Consider the following 21,003-nt stretch of genomic DNA (forward strand, 5'->3'; position numbering starts at 1 on the left):
AACATCCTTGACCATGCCACCCCCGGACGCCTTTAATCGAAAGGTAAATAAGGGGAGTATGCATGTTCAACGAGATGACGATGGACGACCAGGTTCGCGAACCTTATCGCGCGCTGGTTGACTGGATGGAAGCAAACGGCCCCGAGGTCCTCGAACAGAAGCGCCTTGAAGCTGAAACGCTGTTTCGCAAAATCGGCATTACCTTTGCCGTCTATGGCGAAGGCGGTGACCCGGAACGGTTAATCCCGTTCGATCTGATCCCGCGCATTTTTACATCAAGCGAATGGCGCAAGCTCGATCGTGGTGTCAAACAGCGCGCCCGGGCACTCAACACGTTTCTCTATGACGTTTACCACAATGCCGAAATCATCAAGGCCGGGATCATTCCCGCTGATCTGGTGTTTAAAAATGACGCCTTTGAACCGGCCGTAATCGGGATCGATCCACCGCGCAAGGTCTATAGCCACATCGTCGGCGTCGATATTGTCCGCACCGGACCCGAAGACTTCTATGTGCTTGAGGATAACTGCCGAACCCCGTCTGGCGTGTCCTACATGCTTGAAAACCGCGAAATCATGATGCGGATGTTCCCGGAACTTTTCAAAAACCTGCGTATCGAGCCGGTTGAAAGCTATCCGGACATGTTGCTTAAAACGCTGAAAAGCATCGCACCGCCCAAATGCGACCGTGATCCCAATATTGTTGTCCTGACACCGGGCGCAATGAACAGCGCCTATTACGAACATTCTTTCCTGGCCGACCAGATGGGGGTCGAGCTGGTTGAAGGACAGGATCTGTTTGTATCGGAAGACCGCGTTTACATGCGCACCACCCGTGGCCCGGCCCGGGTGGATGTGATTTACCGCCGCATTGATGATGCCTATATCGATCCGCTGTGCTTCCGACCGGACTCGGTGCTTGGCGTGCCGGGACTGATGAATGTTTACCGTTCAGGCGGGGTTGCCATTTGCTCGGCACCGGGTGCAGGGGTCGCCGATGACAAGGCGGTTTATACCTATGTGCCCGACATGATCCGTTTCTATCTGGGGCAGGAACCGATCCTTAATAACGTTCCGACCTGGAAATGCGGAAAATCCGATGACCTGAAATATGTGCTTGAGCATCTCGGCGAACTGGTGGTCAAGGAAGTCCACGGTTCGGGCGGATATGGCATGCTGGTCGGACCCGCATCGACCAAGGCAGAACAGGCCGCCTATGCCGAACGTATCAAGGCCGATCCGGGCGATTTCATCGCCCAGCCGACATTGGCACTTTCGGCCTGCCCGACCTTTGTTGAAAGCGGCATTGCGCCGCGCCATGTCGATTTCCGACCGTTCTGTCTTGTCGGTGATGACATCCGCCTCACACCCGGCGGCTTGACCCGTGTGGCGCTGCGCGAAGGGTCGCTTGTCGTGAACTCGTCACAGGGTGGCGGGGTCAAGGACACCTGGATCATGAGCGATTAACAAGGGAAAGGGTTGAAAGATGCTTAGCCGTACCGCAGACAACCTTTTCTGGCTGTCGAGATATGTTGAACGGGCCGAAAACATGGCCCGCCTGATGGAGATGGGCTATCGCATGGCGCTGATGCCTGCTGTTGGCGATGGCAACCGGTCCGAATGGGAATCGGTTCTTTCGGCGTCCGGCTGCATGGCGGGATATGATCCCGATGCGCCGTTGCGCCAGGAAGAAGTCGCCAATTACCTGATTTTCAACCGGGATAACCCGTCGTCAATCATCAATTGTTTTGAATATGCGCGCGCCAATGCACGCGCCATGCGTACCGCGATTACCGCAGAAATGTGGGAAGCACTGAACAACGCGCTGATGGAGCTTCGCCGTCCGTCGATGCATAATCTGGCCAAGAATGAACTGCCGGAATTCATCGACTGGGTCAAAAAGCAGGGCGCGCTGTTTCGCGGGGCGACGGATTCGACCATTTTGCGTAATGACGGCTATGATTTTATCCGTCTGGGCACTTTCATCGAACGCGCCGATAACACTGCCCGCCTTCTGGACGTGAAATATTACGTGCTTCTACCCGAAACCAGCATGGTCGGCGATGGTGTGGATAACTATCAATGGACGACCGTTTTGCGGGCAGCATCGTCGCTGCGTGCGTTCCACTGGGTTTATCGCGATGATTATTCACCGCACCGGATCGCGCATTTTTTGATCCTTAATCCGTTCAGTCCGCGGTCCCTTGCCCATTGTGCGGAACAGATCACCCAGCATCTGGAACGGCTGGCGCGCCATTATGGCCAACGCCACCCGGTGCACGGGCAGGCTGTCGAGATGTATTCGCTTCTGACCCAAAGCGAAATGGACGAAATCTTTTCGACCGGGCTGCATGAATTCCTCAATGATTTTCAGGCCCGCAATGGTGCGCTGTCCAACGCCATTGCCGACGCCTATTATTTCGGGGGGCAATAAGATGCGCCTGACGGTCGAACACAGAACCAATTACCGCTATGAAATGCCCGCACGTCACGTCGTGCAAAGCCTGAAACTCACCCCGGCGCAGTTTGACGGGCAAAAGATCCTGAACTGGTCAATCACCGCCGAGGGATGCGTGATCGGATCGGAATTCACCGATGGCAATGGCGATGTCATCAGCACGCTTACCGCTGGCGGCCCGGTCGATGCAATCGAGATTGTGGTTCGCGGCGAAGTGGAAACAACCGACACCGCCGGTGTTTTGCGCGGTCACAAGGAGCGTGCCTTTCCGGGGGTATTCCTGCGCACCACACCAATGACCAAATCCAGTGCGGCCATCCGCAAACTGGCCGACAAGGTCGCCAAAAAGACCAAGGATGTGCCGCTTCTTGATCGCGCGCATGCCCTGGCCGGGGCAATATCGGATGCCATCGAATATGCACCGGGCTCAACCCATGTGCATACAACCGCCGCCGATGCATTGGCCGACGGCAAGGGGGTTTGTCAGGACCACGCCCATGTTCTGATTTCGGCTGCCCGGCATCTGGGCATTCCCGCACGTTATGTGTCGGGATATCTGTTTGCCGATCAGGATGGCAACCCTCACGAGGCATCCCATGCCTGGGCGGAATTGTATCTTCCTGACTTCGGATGGGTCGGGTTTGACCCGGCAAACCGGTGCTGCCCGACCGATTATTATATTCGTCTCGGGGCTGGACTTGATGGCCAGGTGGCAACACCTATACGGGGTGTACATACTGGTGGCGCGAACGAAAATTTGGATGTAACAGTCATCATCGCGCAATCACAACAATAGCCGGGCCAAAACGAAAATGACCTATTGTGTCGGTTTGATGCTGAACGAAGGGATGGTTTTCCTTTCCGATACGCGGACCAATGCGGGGCTTGATAACATTTCGCGCTATCGCAAGATGTTCACCTGGGAAGTGCCCGGTGATCGCGCCATTGTTGCCTTGTCAGCCGGGAACCTTGCGATCACACAAGCGGTGATGAGCACCCTTTTTGAGGCGATCGACGACCCGAATACCGAACCGGGAAACTGCATCCTGAGTGCGCCCAGCATGTTCCGTGTTGCCGAACTGTTTGGCGAAGCAATGCAAAAGGTTCAGAACAAATACCACGACACGCTTGAGCAACATCACGAAAGCAGCGCCGCATCCATCATGGTGGGCGGACAGCGCAAGGGCGGGGAACAGCGTCTGTTTCTGGTCTATGCGGCGGGCAACTTCATCGAAGCCACCACCGATACGCCCTATTTGCAAATCGGCGAACATAAATACGGCAAGCCGATCCTTGATCGGGTGATTACCCCGGAAACCCCGATTCAGGACGGGGTCAAGGCTGTGTTGCTGTCGATGGATTCGACGTTGCGATCCAACCTGTCAGTCGGCATGCCGCTTGATCTCGCCGTCCTGCCCGATGACACCTGTGCATTTTCCGAACTGCGCCGGATCGAAGCCGATGATCAGGGATTTCGTGCACTTTCCGATGCATGGTCGAATGCATTGCGCGATGCCTTTGCCGATATGCCAGACGAGCATTGCGACCTGGTGGCCGAATAGTCGGTCCGCTTATACCGCCAAACCCGAAGCCGGGCCCACGTTTATGGCCCGGCTTTTTCGCGACCGGGTTTGCCGTGTTTGCGGTTTGGATTGTTTGGCCCGGCCACGAACTTTCCAGTGACAAATCCCGCCGGTCAAATTATCTATAAAATCATGACCCAAAAGACCGACACCACCGTTACCGGGCGGATCACCCGCGCCTTGGCCGATCGCATCATTGCCGGTGAAATTGCACCGGGCACAAAGTTGCGGCAGGATCACTTTGCCGAGGAATTTGGCGCAAGCCACGTCCCCGTGCGCGAAGCATTCCGCAGGCTTGAGGCACAGGGTCTTGTTGTCAGTGAACCCAGGCGCGGTGTCCGGGTGGCAAGTTTTGATATTGCCGAGGTTCGCGAAGTCGCGGAAATGCGGGCGTCACTTGAAGTTCTGGCCTTGCGCCATGCCGCCCCGAACCTGACCAGTGCGATCCTGGATACCGCCGAAGACATCAACCGGGCCGGTGAAAACGCCAGGGACGTCCGCGAGTGGGAAGACGCCAACAAGGCTTTCCATCGCATCATTCTTGCGCCGTGCAACATGCCGCGCCTGATGGCCAGCATCGATGATCTTCATGCCGCCAGTGCGCGATTCCTGTTTTCGGGCTTCCGGATGGAATGGGAAGCCCCGACCGATCAGGATCACCGCGCCATCTTGCGGGCCCTGCGCGAACATCAATTTGATGTTGCGGCCGCGACCCTTGCCCGGCACGTGAAATGGATCGGCACCAAGCCCGGCAAAAACAGCCGGAAATTGTCGGCGATCTGATCAAAAATCCAAAATTTCTGGTCTGATGATTGGCAATCGGGTGCTGCTGCGCCCAGATGTCGCGTTTGCGCGTCTATAATTCCGATTTTTATAGATAATTATTAGATAGCAATTACAGATACTTAATCACAGTTTATTCGAATTCTTGCTCAAATCCCGCGATTTGATGATTTTTGGATTGATTTTGATCCCGGATGACGTCGTAATTAATAGATCAGATTCAATTTTATAGATAATTATAAAACAACCGCCGAAGGAACCCGTCATCATGGTCCATCCTGTTACCCCCGACAGCCCTGCTGCGATCGACAATCCGGTTTTCAAAGCCGTCAAAAACAGCGTTGCGGTTTTGGCCGGTGTGGCCCTGATCACGGCAAGCGCCAAGACCACGGTTCCGTTCTGGCCGGTCCCGATGACGCTGCAAACCATGGCGATCATGGCTATCGCCCTTGCCACGGGCCCCCGCATGGCAGTTGCCATCATGCTGACCTATCTTGCCGCCGGGGCCGTGGGGCTTCCGGTTTTTGCCGGGACACCCGAACGCGGCATCGGCATTGCCTATATGATGGGGCCGACGGGTGGATATCTGGCCGGTTACCTTGTTGCGGCCGGGTTGGTCGGGGCGCTGGCGCGCGGCCGCGGGGCATTTGGGCGCTTTGTTGTCATGATGGGGGGCATGGTGCCGGTTTACCTGCTGGGACTGGCGGGACTTTCGGCCTTTGTTCCATCAGAAAAGGTTCTGGCACTTGGTTTTACCCCGTTCATTTTGGGTGACACGATCAAGATCGCGCTGGTTGCACTGGGCTTTGCGGCGGCAAGCCGCCTGAAAAACCGCAATGTGGCAGGCTGATCCGATGACGGTCGCGCAATCCGACATGCCCCAACCCGATATGCTTTCGCCCGCCACGGGCACCATTCGTCATGACTGGACCGTCGAGGAGATCGAGGCGATCTATCGCAGTCCGCTTCTGGATCTGGTCGGACAGGCCAATGCCGTGCACCGCGCCCATCACGATCCGTCACATGTGCAAAAGGCCAGCCTGCTTTCAATCAAGACCGGTGGTTGCCCCGAAGATTGCGCCTATTGCCCGCAATCGGCCCACCATCGCGAGGTCAAACTGGGCAAGGAACAGCTTCTTGATCCGGCATCGGTCATTGACATGGCCAAGCGCGCCAAGGATGCCGGGGCTGATCGGTTCTGCATGGGGGCAGCATGGCGTCGGGTGCGCGACGGTGCGGCGTTTGACGCGGTGCTTGAAATGGTGCGCGGCGTTGATGCACTGGGGCTGGAGGCCTGCGTTACCCTTGGCATGCTTGACCCCCATCACGCCAAGCAACTGAAGGACGCCGGACTGACGGCCTATAACCATAATCTTGATACCAGCCCGGAATTTTACGGAAAAATCATCACCACCCGGACCTATCAGGATCGGCTTGATACGCTTTCTGCGGTGCGGTCGCACGGTATTGATCTTTGCTGTGGCGGGATCATTGGCATGGGTGAAACCATTCGTGATCGGGCATCAATGCTTGCGGTTCTGGCTGGATTTGATCCCCATCCGGAAAGCGTGCCGATCAATGCGCTGGTGCCGGTGGCCGGAACACCGCTTGCCGGGCGTGATCCGATTGATCCGCTGGAGCTGGTGCGCATGGTGGCAACGGCCCGCATTACCATGCCGACATCAATGGTGCGGCTGTCGGCCGGACGCACGGAACTGAACCGCGAGGCCCAGATCATGTGTCTGATGGCCGGGGCCAATTCGGTGTTTTACGGCGAAAAGCTTCTGACCACGCCAAACCCGGAAGAAAACAGCGACAGCGCATTGTTTGCCGCCCTTGGCCCCATCGCAGCCTGAGCGACAAAACACAAGTTCAACCCCCGAATCCGTGCCGCCCGCACGGATTCAGAGCGTGCCAGGCGCACGCTTCCAACTGGCGAAGCTCTCTATCTGCGGGAGCTTCGCCATTTTCTTTCTTTGCAACCTTGAAAAATACTTATAGTTGAAAAAGAATATAAATTTAAACCCAATCACTTAGGTGCACACCGTGAGCCGTGAGTCAGACATAAGCCGTTTTTACTCCATTCTGAGTCAACTTGAGAACACACTTGGCGGCAAGCGCATGCTAAGTAGGTGCTCAGGCCGAACAGGCTGGCCACAACGTGGTGTATATTTTTTCTTCGAGGATGGCGAATATCGTTCAGACACCAGCAACCAAGACCTTAGAGTTGTCCGTGTTGGCACACACGCCCTCAAAGCAGGATCAAAAACAACTCTCTGGAACAGATTATCCCAACATCGGGGCAGCTCGCGAACAGGCGGCGGCAATCACCGGGCATCTATCTTTAGACTAATTGTAGGGATAGCCTTAGCCCATAAGGAGCAAGAAAGTGCTCCAAACAACTGGGGAAAGGGTCAAACTTCAAATCACGATATCCGTAGGGCAGAGCTTCTGCATGAAAAGAAAGTTAGCGCAGTAATTGCCGAAATGCCATTTCTTTGGCTCCCGATTGAGGACAAACCAGGACCGGACAGCTTACGCGGATTAATCGAACGAAACAGCATTGCACTCTTGAGTAACCATCAACGAACACCGATCAACCCTCCATCAAAGAACTGGCTGGGTTACTCATGCGACAGGGAAAGAGTAAAGACTTCTGGCCTCTGGAACCAAAACCACGTCACCGAACAGTATGAACCTCAATTTCTTCAAGTATTTGAGAAGCTTGTTGGAGAAATTAAACTATGAATATCGTTATTCAATGTGCCGGAAGAAAAAACGGCCAATTTTTCAAGACAGAAAATGGGAAAGAAATATTTTTTGTCGCTGACCCTGCATTGGCACCGAAAGATGACGCTTACCTGTACGCACACCCAGATGATCAAGCTGATAGCAAACTAACGTGGCGTCAAACTCTTCTCTCTTATAGCAAATCACCAGATAACCCTCTAAATCTCGTTCGGGCGTTCGAACTTTATAAAAACCCGATTTACAAACAACTTGTGGATAAGTTCGGGCTTGATAAAGTCTTTATCCTTTCTGCAGGATGGGGCCTGATTAATGCGGCCTTTCTTACCCCTTATTACGACATCACTTTCAGTCTGTCGGTGAAACGTAAAGGTCAACCATATAAATTTCGGAGTAATGAAACCAACTGGAGTGACCTTTGCCAATTACCAACGTCAAATGAACCAGTCGTATTTTTCGGTGGTAAGGATTATATGCCGATGTTTCTTACGCTCACCCACTCATACCAAGGAAAGAGGATCGCCTTCTATAATAGTAAAGTACCGCCACGGGTACCGAACTGCATTCTTCAGCGATACCACACCGCAACCAGAACCAATTGGCAGTACGAATGTGCTATGGCATTTATTGGCGGAGGTCTAACACTGAAAGAGAGCTAATTCGCCTGCGCAGTTTCTTGCGGCTGATAGATAAAGCCATGCGCGGGATAGACACTGCCGAATGTACCGAGCGTATTCATCATGCGCACTTCCGACCAGTCATTGTTGGGCGAAACATCGACCACCGGCTGACGGTAATGGACCTTGCCGCGGGTGCGCGAATCACTGCCCCAGTTGGCGTGATTGACCAGAATCTTGCGGTTATCAAGAATTGCCGAAACCACCGCAACATGGCCAAGCTTCAAACGCGACGTCTTGCGCAGGGCCAGAACAGCACTGACTTGCGGGCGATTGCCACGCTGGAAATTCTGTTTGCCGGCCTGTGCCCACCATGTCCATGCATCACCATAAATCTCGATCCCGGAAACTTCGCGGGCATAGGGTACGCATTGCAGGAATTTGTTGGTCGGCGCAAAAGAATTAAGCCGCGAGCTTGGCACATCGACGCTGGCAAGCACTTTGACCGTATCGCTTGGCATGGGGCCGGTTGACTGGGTTGCGGAATTGCCCGTGCTGAAACACGCGGAAAGCACCAAACATAGACCTACAATCCCCAGAAACCGCATCTGAAATTTTCCCCAAATGACTCGCGTTCGCCCACCATAGGGGGCCATGCCTTAATAATCCTTTACTGCACCGCATCCGAAGATGGCGCAGACCGGCGACCAGATGCACCAATCCGGTAAAGCCGCCACAGTCCGGCGCAAGCCGCACACAGGATCAGAATGCCCGAACCGCGCGCGGTGTACTGGATGTTTCCGGCTTCGGATATGGCACCAAGCATGGTCCCTCCTAGCGCCATACCACCAAAACTCGTCGCACTCCAGAAGCTCATCACACGGCCGCGCAATTTATTATCGACCGTAAGCTGCAAGGCGGTTTGCGACCCCACACCAACCGCCGTCAACCCGAACCCGGTCAGCGCAATCAACCCCACCGCAAGCTCGTACCAGGGCGACCATCCAAGTCCGAACATGCCAATCGCGGCTGCAAAGGCCCCGACAATGGTAATGCGTTGAAAATCAGCAGCATTTGATTTGACCCGCGACAACATAAAGGTCGATGCCACCGCCCCGATCCCGCCCGCCGAGGCCATCATGCCAAGTCCGGTCACCCCGCGTTCATAAACTGCTTCGGCGAAAACCGGCATCAGTTCGATCATGCCCGTACCAACCAGTGACACAAAGCATGATAGCGCCAACACCGAACGGATCATCGGGTGATGGATCGCATAACTGGCGCCATCAACAAGGGCGGCCAGGATTCGCCGGCTTTTGGCATCGGGGGCGCGGTCCTGATGAATGGTCACAACCGAAATGACAAACACCATCGGCAAATAGCTGATGGCATTCAGCATAAAGGCCATCCCTGTCCCCCAGGTCGCAATCACCGCCCCGCCAACCGCCGGACCGACAAGGCGCGAAATATTGAAATTCATCGCGGCATAGGCCACCGCACGACTCATAAATTCACGCGGGACAATCACCGGCACCAGCGACAAGCGGATCGGGGTCATTGCACTGCCCAATATCCCCATCGACGCCGCAAGCATGATCATCCAGGGCAAAGTCATCATCCCGGCATAGGACAAACCCATCAGTACAAAAGACACAGTGGCTTGCCCAAGATTGAGCAACATCGCCGTCCGGCGCAAATCAACCCGGTCGGCCATGACCCCGAAAATCGGCCCCAGAAAAAAGGCCGGTGCAAAATTCAGTGCGGCAATCAAACCGGTCCAGAATGCCGATCCCGTTAACGACCAAGCCAGCCAGGACATGGCGATTTTCTGAATCCACAGGCCTTGTGTCGTGATGCATTGTCCGACCAGAAACAGGATGAAATTGCGATCCGAAAAGATCGAGCGCGCCTTTTCCTGCGATGGTGCGGGATTTTCGGGCCGTTTCGGTATTTGCGGATCTGGGGCGGTTGTCGACACGGGAGCTCCGGCGATGAGTCAGAGAGTCAGAACAGGAATCCGGCCATCGGCCTGTCGGGAAATACAGGTTGGAACGGCAGAAAGCCGTGATGGCAGACATTGGCAAGCGCGTGGCCGGACGAAAGTCATCAAGGCCACGACCGTCACGACAGAGTTACGCGCAGCACATTAATTCTTCGCAAATTACTTGTAGCATACCTTCCAAAGGCACGCACAAAGACACATATCAAAATGACAAAACAATCGGCACAGAACCGATAAAACGTCCTTGAAACCATTGCCTTAGGCAAACCGGGTATCGCATCACATGCCACATGATTTCCGCGATATCGAACGTGAAAAGTTCGCGATCAATGCCAAAACGTGCGAATGGACCATTCGTGCGATGACCGCCCTTAGGGCCAATATCGACATCAATATCAAGATGCACGGCCCGCGCGACCATCTCGCGCAAGGCGACATTTTCATGTTCAACCATTTTGCCCGGTTTGAAACCTTTATCCCGCAATTTCTGATCGCGCTTGAAACCGGGGTCTATTGCCGGTCGATCGCATCGGGCGAGTTTTTCGTGCAGGACAATACGTTTTCGCGCTATTTGCGCGCACTTGGCGGTGTTCCCAATGACTATGAACGCCTGTTGCCGTTTCTGGCCGAGGAAATCCTTCGCGGTGGCAAGGTGGTTGTCTTTCCCGAAGGCGGCATGGTCAAGGACCGGCGTGTCCTTTCGGAAGAACGCCCGCACCCAAAGCGCCCGGATTACAGCGTCTATTCCCGGTCGGCCGATACAAGACGCGCCCATCATACCGGGGCGGCGTTGCTTGGTCTTTGTACTGACGGGTTCAAAATCGGGCTGTCGACGCTGATTGAAAAGGGCAAGCGCGATGAATTGTCGCGCTGGGCCGACATTCTTGACTGCAGTGAAGATGATCTTCGCGCAACCATTGCCAAACCGACACTGATGTTCCCGGCCAATATCACGTTTCATCCGCTTCGCGTGGATCAGAACCTTCTGGCACGGGCAGCCGACATGTTTACCGGTGGCTTAAGCCCCAAGATGGCCGAAGAACTGATTATTGAAGGCAATCTGATGTTCAAGAAGACCGATATGGACATCCGCCTTGGCGATCCGGTTGATCCGCGCATGCATTTTAACTGGCTGGACCGGCGCATGCTGGCAAGACGGGTGGCACAGGCCGGCGCGATTGATGATCTGTTCAAACCGGCACGGACACTTGAAAAGGTGACGGATCGGGTGACGCAATATGCCCTGACCCGCCACATCAAGCCGCTGCGCGATCATTGCATGGCGGTGATGTATTCCAACCTGACACTCAATGTCAGCCATCTGGCATCACGCCTGATCATGATGTGGCTTGAAGACGGGGTGACCGAAATCGATATCGGTCATTTTGACAGAACCCTGTATCTGGCAATCAAGAACATCCAGCAGGCCGAAAATGTCCATCTGCATCGCGGCATGAAAAACCCTGCTGATTATGTCGGTATCTTTGAACTGAATTGTCCGCAAATCCGGTTCTTTATCGATAGTGCTGTCCAGCTTGGCCTGATCGAACGCCGTGATCAGAAATACTGTTTCCTGCCAAAATTGCAGGAACAGGCCCATTTCGACCAGATCCGCATGGACAATCCGATCATGGTCTATGCCAATGAAATGGCCCCGATTCATGCCGCCTGGCAGGCACTGGAACGCGCCCGGGTCGAAGTCGATCATCTAAGCCCGGTCGACATCGCCCATCGCCGTTTTGATGATGAAGTCCGGGCATGGTCCTGGAATCGGGCCAAGTTCAAGGATCCGAAATACGACGCAATCAATCAGCAGGAAACCGCAACAGCGGACAGCCGTCCCTATTTGCTTCTGCCCAACGGGCAGACACGATTTGCCTGCGGGGTGCTGCTTGTCCACGGGTTCCTGGCATCCCCGGCTGAACTGCGCGAACTGGGTGATAAACTGTCCGCCCTTGGCTATGCGGTGATGGGGGTACGGCTGTCCGGGCATGGAACATCCCCCCATGAATTGCAAAAACGCACCTGGTCGGATTGGCTGGCATCGGTGCGACGCGGATACGAGATTCTGTCACCATTTTGCGAACAGGTGATCATTGTCGGTTTTTCAACTGGTGGGGCGCTTTCGGCCATTCACGCAGCAAGCCACCCCGAAAAGCTTGCCGGGTTGGTTCTGGCCGCAACACCGCTTAAATTCCGCAATCGCAATCTGATGTTTGTGCCGTTGCTATACGGGGCAAACAAATTGATGGGATGGATGCCATCAGCACAGGAATTGCTGAGTTTCCGGCCGAACGATTCCGAACATCCCGACATCAATTACCGCAACATTCCGATCGGCGGCCTGCACCAGTTGCGGCAAGCCGTTGCTGAAATGCAGCGCCGTTTGCCAGACCTTGAATGCCCGACGCTTGTTCTTCAGGGCGATGGCGATCAGGTCGTCGACCCGGCCAGCGCAAGCATGATCCGTCGCCTTGCCGCCAAGGCAACGGAAATCGATGTTCAGATGGTCACATCCGGACGCCACGGTATCGTGACCGAAGATATCGACAACACCCAGAACCGGATCATTGATTTCATCACCGATCATTGCGCCATCCGCAATGACGAAGCGTGCGCCATCCCCGCAGAATAAACGCGACCTGATCAAATCGTACCAACCCCGCATTCGGACAAGAGCCCACCCGCATGGCGCGTCGGGATCAGGGATAAATCGGATAACGGAACAAACATCCGACAAGCGCCGCACGTTTCCCCTGCGACGGCGACCCCGTTTTCAGGGCGCAACCGCGGTTGTGGCTTGACTTTGCAGTAAAATCCACACAGTTTGGATCCATGGATACAAACATTATCGCCCAGACCCTGGAAAACGAAATTCAGTCCGGCCACCTTGGCCCCGGAACGATCCTGAAACAGGAAGAACTGGCCGCCCGATTTGGCGTCAGCCGCCAGCCAGTGCGCCATGCACTTGAACGGTTGCGGACATCCGGCCTGCTTGAAAAGCGCCCTGACAGAAGCCTTGCCGTGGTCGGGCTTCGGGCGAAAGACGTCCGTGAACTCAGCCAGATCCGCATTGCGCTTGAACAAAATGCGCTGATGCTGTCGGCACCGAACCTGACGGCAAGCAATCTGCGCAAGGCGCGCCGCCTGAACGAAGACCTTTTCGAAGAAGAAGACCCCGAAACCCTTGCCGAGCTGGACCGTGATTTCCACCAAACCCTGTATGGTGGATGCGGCAATGAAAGGCTTTTGAAAATGATTGCCGATCTTCGCAACGAAGCAAGGCGTGCCTATGCCCTGCAACCGATCGGGTCACAGCCACGCCGCGTCTTTTACGAAGAACACAACCGCATACTTTCCGCACTCGCAGCCGATGATATCGCGGCTGCCTGTGACGTTCTTTCAACTCATATCGGAATTACGGCCGGCACATTGATCCCGATCGATGGTACATCGGGGCAAAATCCGCATCCGACATCGGACAGGACCCCGTCATGAGCAGCTTTGGTGCAAATGTTGTCTGGCAACGCGCAGAAACCGAAAAATTCACTGACCGGCGCTACTCACGCGGCCATGTCTGGCGGTTTGATGGCGGGGTTGAAATCCCGGCATCTTCATCACCGCATGTGGTGCCTTTGCCCTATTCGGTTGCGGAAAATGTCGATCCGGAAGAAGCCTTTGTCGCAACCCTTTCAAGTTGCCACATGCTGTTTTTCCTTCATTTCGCATCCGATGCCGGACTGGTAATTGATCGTTATGCCGATGATGCTGTCGGCATCATGGAAACCCGTGATGGCAAAACCATGATCACCAGGGTCGTTCTGCGCCCTGACGTGACCTATGCCGGACCGCGCCCCGACACCGGAACCGAGGACGATCTGCATCACCGCGCCCATGAAGCCTGTTTCATTGCAAATTCGGTGATAACAGATGTCGTCACCGAACCGGTGCGTCACACATAAGCGCGATCGTTAACCGGCAACCGGTTTTTGCGCGCAAATCGCATAGCGATGCTGCGCCCCGCGTTCCAGCCCCTTGGCAAAACTGATATGTTTTTTCTGGGCAGCATGGATCTGGCGCAGATCGAAATCGACAACAACCGGATCAAAACCGGTTCGGGCAAGCATGGCCGAAACATCATTGGCGCGCGCACCTTCGGAAAAATGCACACGGGCAAGAATGTCGCGATGGGTTTGCATATGTGCCACCGGTTCGGTCGGCTTGCGCAACCCGATCGATTCGAGAAAACCCGACATCGCCTTGTTCAGTTTTGTTGCCCATGTCGGCGATACAAAATCACCATCGACAACAAGAAGCTTTCCACCCGGCTTCAAAACCCGGAACCATTCCGCAAAGGCCGCCGCCGGATCAACCAGCGTCCAGACGAGATGACGGGTGACAATCACATCGTAACTGTCATCCTCTTCGAGGGTATGTTCCGCATCCCCCAATAAAAACCGGATGTTCGATCCCCGAAGCCGCGATTTCGCCCGCGCCTTTTCAAGCATCGCCTCGGACCAGTCCATACCGGTCACGGCAAAGCCAAGATCATGCATCAGATGGCTGATCACGCCGGTACCGCTTGCCAGATCAAGTGCCTTGCGGCCATCGGCAACCCCGAAATGCCTTTCAAACAGCGCGTGCCAGGCACTGCGTTCAGCATCGGAAAAGATTTCGTGGCCGGGCTGTTCATCAAATGTTGCCGCCCGCATCGACCAATATTCCTTGATCTCGTCACGCAAATTGTAATTGCTGGCCTGGCTCATGATTTGTGGTTCTCTCTGGGTCTTCTCTGTCGAAGAATGGCAGTTTTCTGCGGTTTTTATCTAATTAAAAGGTGAATATGACACCTTTCTGATAAATCAATGATTTTATTTTTGCGAAAAATATTGATTTGCATTCTCAATAACTGATAATCCGTGCTTCGGGCAATCCTAATTTGAGGGAACGGGAATGAAATTTTATGGTGCTATTGCTGCCTTGGCCATGATGGTCGCGGGAACCGCACAGGCAGCAGACTCGGTCAAGGTAACGGATGTTGCCGGCCGTGAAGTGACCGTCGAACTGCCGGTCGAACGCGTCATTCTGGGGGAAGGTCGCCTGATTTATGGTCTGGCAACGCTTGATAGCGAAGATCCCTTTGCACGTGTTGTCGGCTGGAAAGACGATCTGAAAAAAGCCGACCCGCAAACCTATGACATCTATGCTGCGAAATATCCGCGCATTGATGACATCCCGACCTTTGGCGGCATGAAAGACGGCACGTTTGATGTCGAACAGGCCATCGCGCTCAAACCCGATGTCGTCATCATGAACCTTGAAGCCAAGGGCGCGACCGAAGATGGCGGCTATGACGACAAACTGGCTGCTGTCGGTATTCCGCTGGTCTATATCGACTTCCGCGAAGCCCCGATGAAAAACACCGAAACCAGCATGAAGATCCTTGGTCAGCTGACCGGCAAGGAAGACCGTGCTGCGGAATTCATCAAGTTCCGTGCCGATCACATCCAGAATGTGCTTGATCGCATTGCCAAGGCAAATCCGGAAAAGCCGCAGGTCTTTATCGAACGCGCGGCTGGCTATTCCGAAGAATGCTGCATGTCCTTTGGCAACGAGAATTTCGGCACCATGGTTGAAATGGCCGGTGGCGTAAATATCGCGGCCGCGATCATTCCGGGCACCTTTGGCACCATCAACCCAGAACAGGTTGTGGCATCCAATCCCGATCAGTTCGTTGGCACCGGTGCCAGCTGGGAAGCCTATTCCCCGGGCGGTGCATGGGTCGGTCTTGGCCCGGATGCCGATATGGTCGAAGCACGCCGCAAACTCGTTGGCCTGATGGAACGTCCGGCATTCACCGGCATCAAGGCTGTTGAAAACGGTCAGATTCACGCTGTTTGGCACCAGTTCTACAACAGCCCGTATCAGTTCGTTGTCATCGAAAAGATGGCCAAATGGTTCCACCCGGACCTGTTTGCCGATCTTGATGCCGAAGCGACCTTCAAGGAATTGCATGACCGCTTCCTGCCGCTTGATTACCAGCCGGGCTATTTCATCTCGGTTACGGATTCCGCGACAAACTGATGACCACCAAACAGATTTCTATTGAAGCCGGGAGCGCGCATTACAAAGCGCGCTCCTTGCGTCGTTTTTTGATCCTGGTTGCCATGGGCTGCGCGCTGTTTCTGTCCTTTGCGATTGATCTGGCAACCGGGCCCGCGAATTATCCGTTATCGGATGTGATTGCCACCCTGATTGATCCATGGTCGGCCAGTGATCAGCTGCGTGTTGTGATCTGGGATATCCGCATGCCGATCGCACTGATGGCCTTGACCGTGGGGGCGGCCCTTTCCACTGCCGGTGCCCAGATGCAGACCATTCTTGCCAACCCGCTGGCCAGCCCGTTTACGCTGGGCATTTCGGCTGCTGCCGGATTTGGTGCGGCCCTGGCGCTGGTGCTTGGCGTGGCTTTGCTGCCGGCATTTGTTGATTTAATTATTCCGATCAATGCCTTTGTCATGGCCATGGCAACCGCACTGAGCATTCATTTCTTCAGCCGCCTGCGCGGGGTTACGGTTGAAACCATCGTGCTTTTGGGTATTGCGCTGGTCTTTACCTTCAACGCGCTTCTGGCATTGCTGCAATATCTTGCCAGTGAACAGGCACTGGCTGCTGTGGTGTTCTGGACCATGGGCAGTCTGGTCAAGGCAACCTGGACCAAGGTTGCGGTCACCGCGATTGCAGTTGCGATTGCACTGCCGCTATTCGTGCGCCAGGCATGGGCCCTGACCGCCCTTCGACTTGGTGATGCCAAGGCAGAAAGCTTTGGCGTGAATGTGCAGGGGCTTCGTCTGCGCACCATGCTGATTGTCAGCATGCTGGCCGCAATTCCGGTTTCCTTTGTCGGCACCATCGGCTTTATCGGCCTTGTCGGTCCGCATATTGCCCGCATGCTGGTGGGCGAAGATCAACGCTTCTTCCTGCCGGCATCGGTTCTGTGCGGGGCCCTGATTCTGTCGGCGACGTCGGTTTTGTCAAAACTTCTGATCCCGGGTGCAATCCTGCCGATCGGGGTGATTACCGCCCTTGTTGGTGTGCCCTTCTTCTTCTCGCTGATTTTCGCAAGTCGGAGGAAATCATGGTAACGCTTCGCCTTAATGACATCGGCACCCGATATGGCAAGGTGCAGGTGGTATCAGGGATCACCACGCCGGTCATTCAGCCAGGAACCGTTACCGCCGTGATCGGCCCGAATGCGGCAGGCAAATCAAGCCTGTTCAAACGCATTGCCGGTCTGGCAAAGGGGACGGGATCGGTTGATCTTGGCACGATTGCCAAAGAACGCAACACGATCTGCTATATGCCGCAAGACACCGGATCAACAGCTGTGCTGTCGGTTTACGAGTCCATCATTCTGGCCGCCAAGCAGGGTTCCAGCCTGCGGGTAAAGGCCGATGAACTGGCACGGATTGATGAAATTCTGGCAGCCTTGCGCATTTCCAATCTGGCGGGTCGCAACCTTGGGGAACTCAGCGGCGGGCAGCGTCAGCTGGTCGCGATTGCCCAGACACTGGTGCGTGATCCCAAGATCCTGTTGATGGATGAACCGACATCTGCCCTTGATCTTCATCGCCAGATGGAAGTCCTGTCTTTCATGCGCGACGTTGCCAAGGGGCAGAACATCATTGTTCTGATTGCCATTCACGATCTGAACCACGCATTGCAATATTGCGATCAGGCCATGGCCATCTGTGATGGCAGGATGGTTGCCTATGGCCCCTGTGCCGATGTGATCGACAGTGATCTTCTGCGTGATGTCTATCAGGTTGACGGCCATGTCGAGCTTAATTCGCTTGGCCATCGCCATATCGTTTTACGTGGCCCCAGTGACCAAGCCCAAAGCCGCCACAGCACGGCAATCCTTCACGGTCCGGGAAATGAAACACCGCTTGCTGCCCAATAGACGGGCGCTGTTTCTTTGTGATTAAAAACTTTGCATTTGGGGAATTTTCTGTTTCCATAGAAGCATCATGATCACCCGTTACGGCATCCATTGGGATGATGCCGTAACCACATGATAACAAGCATAAAAATATCATGTGATGCGATCGATGCTTCAGGAGACAGAACTTGCAGACCGGCGCGCCATTCAGTTTCGAACGCTTTACATTTCCCGATCTCAAGACCCTGTTGGCAAAGGCAAGCCCGCTTAGATCCGGCGATGTGCTTGCCGGGCTTGCGGCCGGGTCGGATGAAGAACGGGTTGCAGCGCGCTTTGCACTGGCGGATGTACCGTTAAAACGCTTCCTGTCAGAAGCACTGGTTCCCTACGAGGATGATGATGTCACGCGCATGATCATCGATGATCATGATGCAGATGCTTTTGCGCCGGTCGCATCCCTGACAGTCGGGGAATTTCGCGACTGGCTTCTGGGCGATGACGCAACCCCCGAAGTTCTCAAAAACCTTGCGCCCGGTCTGACGCCCGAAATGGTGGCGGCTGTTTCCAAACTGATGCGCAATCAGGACCTGATCGCCGTTGCCCGGAAATGCCATGTGGTGACGGCCTTTCGCAATACAATCGGGCTTCCCGGCCATCTGGCCGTCCGTTTGCAGCCCAACCACCCGACCGATGATCCGGCCGGTGTGGCGGCATCGATCCTTGATGGTCTGATGCATGGCAGTGGCGATGCGGTGATCGGTATCAATCCGGCAACGGACAGCCCCGAAGCCATGATCGATCTTTTGAAACTGATCGATGAAGTCCGCGAACGCATCGATATTCCCACCCAGTCCTGCGTTCTGGCCCATGTCACGACAGCCATTGACGTCATGGCCCGCAATGCCCCGGTCGATCTGGTGTTTCAATCGATTGCCGGAACCCAGAAAGCCAATGAAAGTTTTGGCATTACCCAATCCATGCTGACCGAGGCCGAAGATGCCGCCAAGGGACTGAAACGCGGCACGGTGGGCAATAATGTGATGTATTTCGAAACCGGGCAGGGTGCGGCTTTGTCCGCCGATGCCCACGAAGGGGTTGATCAGCAAACCGTGGAAACCCGCGCTTATGCAGTTGCGCGCAAATATTCCCCCCTTCTGGTCAATACCGTCGTCGGTTTCATCGGGCCGGAATATCTGTTTGATGGCAAACAGATCACGCGCGCCGGTCTTGAGGACCATTTCTGTGGCAAATTGCTTGGCGTGCCGATGGGGTGCGATGTTTGCTATACCAACCATGCCGAAGCCGATCAGGATGATATGGATAACCTTCTGACCTTGCTTGGCGTTGCCGGGTGCAATTTTGTCATCGGGGTTCCCGGGGCCGATGACATCATGCTGAATTATCAAAGCACCAGCTTCCATGACGCGATGTATCTGCGTTCGGTTCTTGGACTGGAACCGGCACCGGAATTTGCCGCATGGCTGCGCAAGATGGAAATTCTTGATCAGAATGGCCGTACGCGCCCGCAGCTTGACGGGCAGGCCGCCCAGAATCTTCTGGCATGGTCGGGGGCCGCGTGATGAGCAAGCTTGCCAACAAAAAAATTCCAAGCGGCCTCGACCCCTGGAACGCCTTGCGGGTTCATACCGATGCCCGGATCGGTCTTGGCCGGGTCGGTGATGGGTTGCCAACAGCCCGGTTGCTTGAATTCCAGATGGCTCATGCGCGGGCCCGTGATTCCGTCCACATGGCGTTTGAGCCAGACCGCGTACGCAGTAAGCTTGGATCGCTGGCCCTTCCCGTTCTTGATGTCCATTCCGCGGCCCCGGATCGGGCAACCTATTTGCAGCGCCCCGACCTTGGCCGGTTGCTTGATGATGCGTCGCACGACACCCTGTCAGGCCACAAGGGTACGTATGATGTTGCCTTCATTCTGGCAGACGGTCTTTCGGCACGCGCAACCCATGATCATGGTGCCGACACCCTGTCGCTGATCCTTGATCGATTGGGGGACAGCTGGTCGATTGCCCCGATAACCCTGGCAACCCAGTCCCGGGTCGGGCTGGGCGATGAAATCGGCGCGGCACTGGGCGCCAGACTGACCGTGATGCTGATCGGGGAACGGCCGGGATTATCAAGTGCGGATTCGCTTGGCGCCTATCTGACCTGGGGCCCAAAGCGTGGTAAATCCAACGCGGATCGCAATTGTGTGTCCAATATTCGCCCGGCCGGACTGGGCCCGAAAAAGGCCGCTGAAAAGATCGCCTATCTGATGCTTGAGGCCCGCAAACTCGGCCTTTCCGGTGTGGCGCTTAAGGATAATTCATCCAATCCGGCGTTGATCGACGGATAAGCTGACCGGCACGGCAAACCTAGACGATCATGTCCCCGAACCCGACATCCGTTCGAGCATGCGTTCAATGCGTTCGGCATGGGCGGCCTCGCCACGTGCCACACTTTCAAACCAGGCTGCAATGTCTTCAAGCCCTTCCTCGCGGGCAATCCGGGCCATTTCGGGATAGTGTTTTTCGGCTTCGTCCTTTTCCTGCATCAGGGCGGCCTCAAGATTGAGTTTGGTCGTCCCGAGCTCCTTGCCTGTCAGCGGGTCCCCACAGGTTTCAAGAAATTCCAGATGGCCGAAAGCGTGACCTGTTTCGGCCTCGGCCGCAGTTCTGAAAAGTTCTGCCGCGTCGCTCTGGCCTTCGATATCGGCCTGCTGGGCGAAATACAGATAACGACGGTTTGTCTGGGCTTCTGCGGCAAAGGCCGCACGCAGATTTTTCTCGGTCCGTGTACCCTTGAGCGCCATGTGCGCTGTCCTTTTTTATTGTTGGCGATCGGTTGTGAACTAACCACGCGAAAGGCGTAAAA

Annotated in this window: 21 protein-coding genes; 17 read left to right on the top strand and 4 right to left on the bottom strand. The window is 55.1% G+C overall.

Annotated features, from left to right (window positions below; all coding sequences use genetic code 11):
- Positions 1-62 precede the first annotated feature (62 nt).
- The 9 genes from M9H61_RS13560 (at position 63) to M9H61_RS13600 (ending at position 8,230) form a co-directional block, all read left to right on the top strand.
- Positions 63-1,466: a circularly permuted type 2 ATP-grasp protein gene (locus tag M9H61_RS13560; protein ID WP_101246791.1), complete on the top strand. Its 1,404-nt coding sequence runs from the start codon at positions 63-65 to the stop codon at positions 1,464-1,466.
- Positions 1,467-1,485: 19 nt separating this feature from the next.
- Positions 1,486-2,433: an alpha-E domain-containing protein gene (locus M9H61_RS13565; RefSeq protein WP_101246790.1), complete on the top strand. Its 948-nt coding sequence runs from the start codon at positions 1,486-1,488 to the stop codon at positions 2,431-2,433.
- Position 2,434: 1 nt separating this feature from the next.
- Complete coding sequence (locus M9H61_RS13570) at positions 2,435-3,253, top strand: transglutaminase family protein (protein ID WP_114112183.1); 819 nt, start codon at positions 2,435-2,437, stop codon at positions 3,251-3,253.
- A 16-nt stretch (positions 3,254-3,269) separates the two neighbouring features.
- Complete coding sequence (locus M9H61_RS13575; RefSeq protein ID WP_101246788.1) at positions 3,270-4,019, top strand: proteasome-type protease; 750 nt, start codon at positions 3,270-3,272, stop codon at positions 4,017-4,019.
- Positions 4,020-4,172: 153 nt separating this feature from the next.
- Positions 4,173-4,823 (top strand): GntR family transcriptional regulator, encoded by a 651-nt coding sequence (locus M9H61_RS13580; protein ID WP_114112376.1) that lies wholly within the window; start codon positions 4,173-4,175, stop codon positions 4,821-4,823.
- A gap of 268 nt (positions 4,824-5,091) precedes the next feature.
- Positions 5,092-5,673 carry a biotin transporter BioY gene (locus M9H61_RS13585; protein ID WP_250281016.1) on the top strand — a complete coding sequence of 194 codons (582 nt, stop codon included), beginning with the start codon at positions 5,092-5,094 and terminating at the stop codon, positions 5,671-5,673.
- Between the two features lie 25 nt (positions 5,674-5,698).
- Positions 5,699-6,679: a biotin synthase BioB gene (gene bioB, locus M9H61_RS13590; protein WP_371922228.1), complete on the top strand. Its 981-nt coding sequence runs from the start codon at positions 5,699-5,701 to the stop codon at positions 6,677-6,679.
- Between the two features lie 190 nt (positions 6,680-6,869).
- Complete coding sequence (locus M9H61_RS13595) at positions 6,870-7,571, top strand: hypothetical protein (protein ID WP_250281018.1); 702 nt, start codon at positions 6,870-6,872, stop codon at positions 7,569-7,571.
- Positions 7,568-8,230 carry a hypothetical protein gene (locus M9H61_RS13600; protein WP_250281020.1) on the top strand — a complete coding sequence of 221 codons (663 nt, stop codon included), beginning with the start codon at positions 7,568-7,570 and terminating at the stop codon, positions 8,228-8,230. The genes M9H61_RS13595 and M9H61_RS13600 overlap by 4 nt, the downstream gene beginning before the upstream one ends.
- Here the strand turns inward: M9H61_RS13600 and M9H61_RS13605 are convergent.
- Entirely contained in the window at positions 8,227-8,709 is a 483-nt protein-coding gene (locus M9H61_RS13605) for a CHAP domain-containing protein (RefSeq protein WP_250281023.1), read from the bottom strand. The two genes, M9H61_RS13600 and M9H61_RS13605, sit on opposite strands and share 4 nt — an antisense overlap.
- 149 nt (positions 8,710-8,858) lie before the next feature.
- Positions 8,859-10,166 (bottom strand): MFS transporter, encoded by a 1,308-nt coding sequence (locus M9H61_RS13610; protein WP_250281024.1) that lies wholly within the window; start codon positions 10,164-10,166, stop codon positions 8,859-8,861.
- Between the two features lie 307 nt (positions 10,167-10,473).
- Here M9H61_RS13610 and M9H61_RS13615 point away from each other — a divergent pair, with 307 nt between their 5' ends.
- The 3 genes from M9H61_RS13615 to M9H61_RS13625 all read left to right on the top strand — a co-directional run bounded on the left by M9H61_RS13615 (position 10,474) and on the right by M9H61_RS13625 (position 14,152).
- Positions 10,474-12,825: an alpha/beta fold hydrolase gene (locus M9H61_RS13615; protein ID WP_250281027.1), complete on the top strand. Its 2,352-nt coding sequence runs from the start codon at positions 10,474-10,476 to the stop codon at positions 12,823-12,825.
- A gap of 200 nt (positions 12,826-13,025) precedes the next feature.
- Complete coding sequence (locus M9H61_RS13620) at positions 13,026-13,688, top strand: GntR family transcriptional regulator (RefSeq protein WP_250281029.1); 663 nt, start codon at positions 13,026-13,028, stop codon at positions 13,686-13,688.
- The gene (locus M9H61_RS13625; protein ID WP_250281031.1) at positions 13,685-14,152 is read left to right on the top strand and encodes an OsmC family protein; all 468 of its coding nucleotides are present in this window, start codon (positions 13,685-13,687) and stop codon (positions 14,150-14,152) included. Before M9H61_RS13620 ends, M9H61_RS13625 begins: the two co-directional genes overlap by 4 nt.
- Before the next feature lie 9 nt (positions 14,153-14,161).
- Here M9H61_RS13625 and M9H61_RS13630 read toward each other — a convergent pair whose 3' ends face one another.
- Entirely contained in the window at positions 14,162-14,956 is a 795-nt protein-coding gene (locus M9H61_RS13630; RefSeq protein WP_250281033.1) for a class I SAM-dependent methyltransferase, read from the bottom strand.
- A 187-nt stretch (positions 14,957-15,143) separates the two neighbouring features.
- Between M9H61_RS13630 and M9H61_RS13635 the strand changes: the two genes are divergently transcribed.
- The 5 genes from M9H61_RS13635 (at position 15,144) to eutC (ending at position 20,485) form a co-directional block, all read left to right on the top strand.
- Positions 15,144-16,274 (top strand): ABC transporter substrate-binding protein, encoded by a 1,131-nt coding sequence (locus M9H61_RS13635; protein ID WP_101246780.1) that lies wholly within the window; start codon positions 15,144-15,146, stop codon positions 16,272-16,274.
- Positions 16,274-17,335, top strand: a complete 1,062-nt coding sequence (locus tag M9H61_RS13640; protein WP_250281035.1) for an iron ABC transporter permease — start codon at positions 16,274-16,276, stop codon at positions 17,333-17,335. Before M9H61_RS13635 ends, M9H61_RS13640 begins: the two co-directional genes overlap by 1 nt.
- The gene (locus tag M9H61_RS13645; RefSeq protein ID WP_114112173.1) at positions 17,329-18,153 is read left to right on the top strand and encodes an ABC transporter ATP-binding protein; all 825 of its coding nucleotides are present in this window, start codon (positions 17,329-17,331) and stop codon (positions 18,151-18,153) included. Before M9H61_RS13640 ends, M9H61_RS13645 begins: the two co-directional genes overlap by 7 nt.
- A gap of 167 nt (positions 18,154-18,320) precedes the next feature.
- Positions 18,321-19,712 (top strand): ethanolamine ammonia-lyase subunit EutB, encoded by a 1,392-nt coding sequence (locus M9H61_RS13650; RefSeq protein WP_250281036.1) that lies wholly within the window; start codon positions 18,321-18,323, stop codon positions 19,710-19,712.
- Positions 19,712-20,485: an ethanolamine ammonia-lyase subunit EutC gene (gene eutC, locus M9H61_RS13655; RefSeq protein WP_250281038.1), complete on the top strand. Its 774-nt coding sequence runs from the start codon at positions 19,712-19,714 to the stop codon at positions 20,483-20,485. Before M9H61_RS13650 ends, eutC begins: the two co-directional genes overlap by 1 nt.
- Before the next feature lie 27 nt (positions 20,486-20,512).
- On the opposite strand, the gene M9H61_RS13660 is transcribed toward eutC, so the two are convergent.
- On the bottom strand, positions 20,513-20,941 hold the full coding sequence (locus tag M9H61_RS13660) for a rubrerythrin family protein (RefSeq protein ID WP_101246776.1): 429 nt from the start codon (positions 20,939-20,941) through the stop codon (positions 20,513-20,515).
- Positions 20,942-21,003 lie beyond the last annotated feature (62 nt).

It is taken from the genome of Thalassospira sp. GO-4, from assembly GCF_023588965.1.
In the GTDB taxonomy this organism is placed as follows: domain Bacteria; phylum Pseudomonadota; class Alphaproteobacteria; order Rhodospirillales; family Thalassospiraceae; genus Thalassospira; species Thalassospira povalilytica.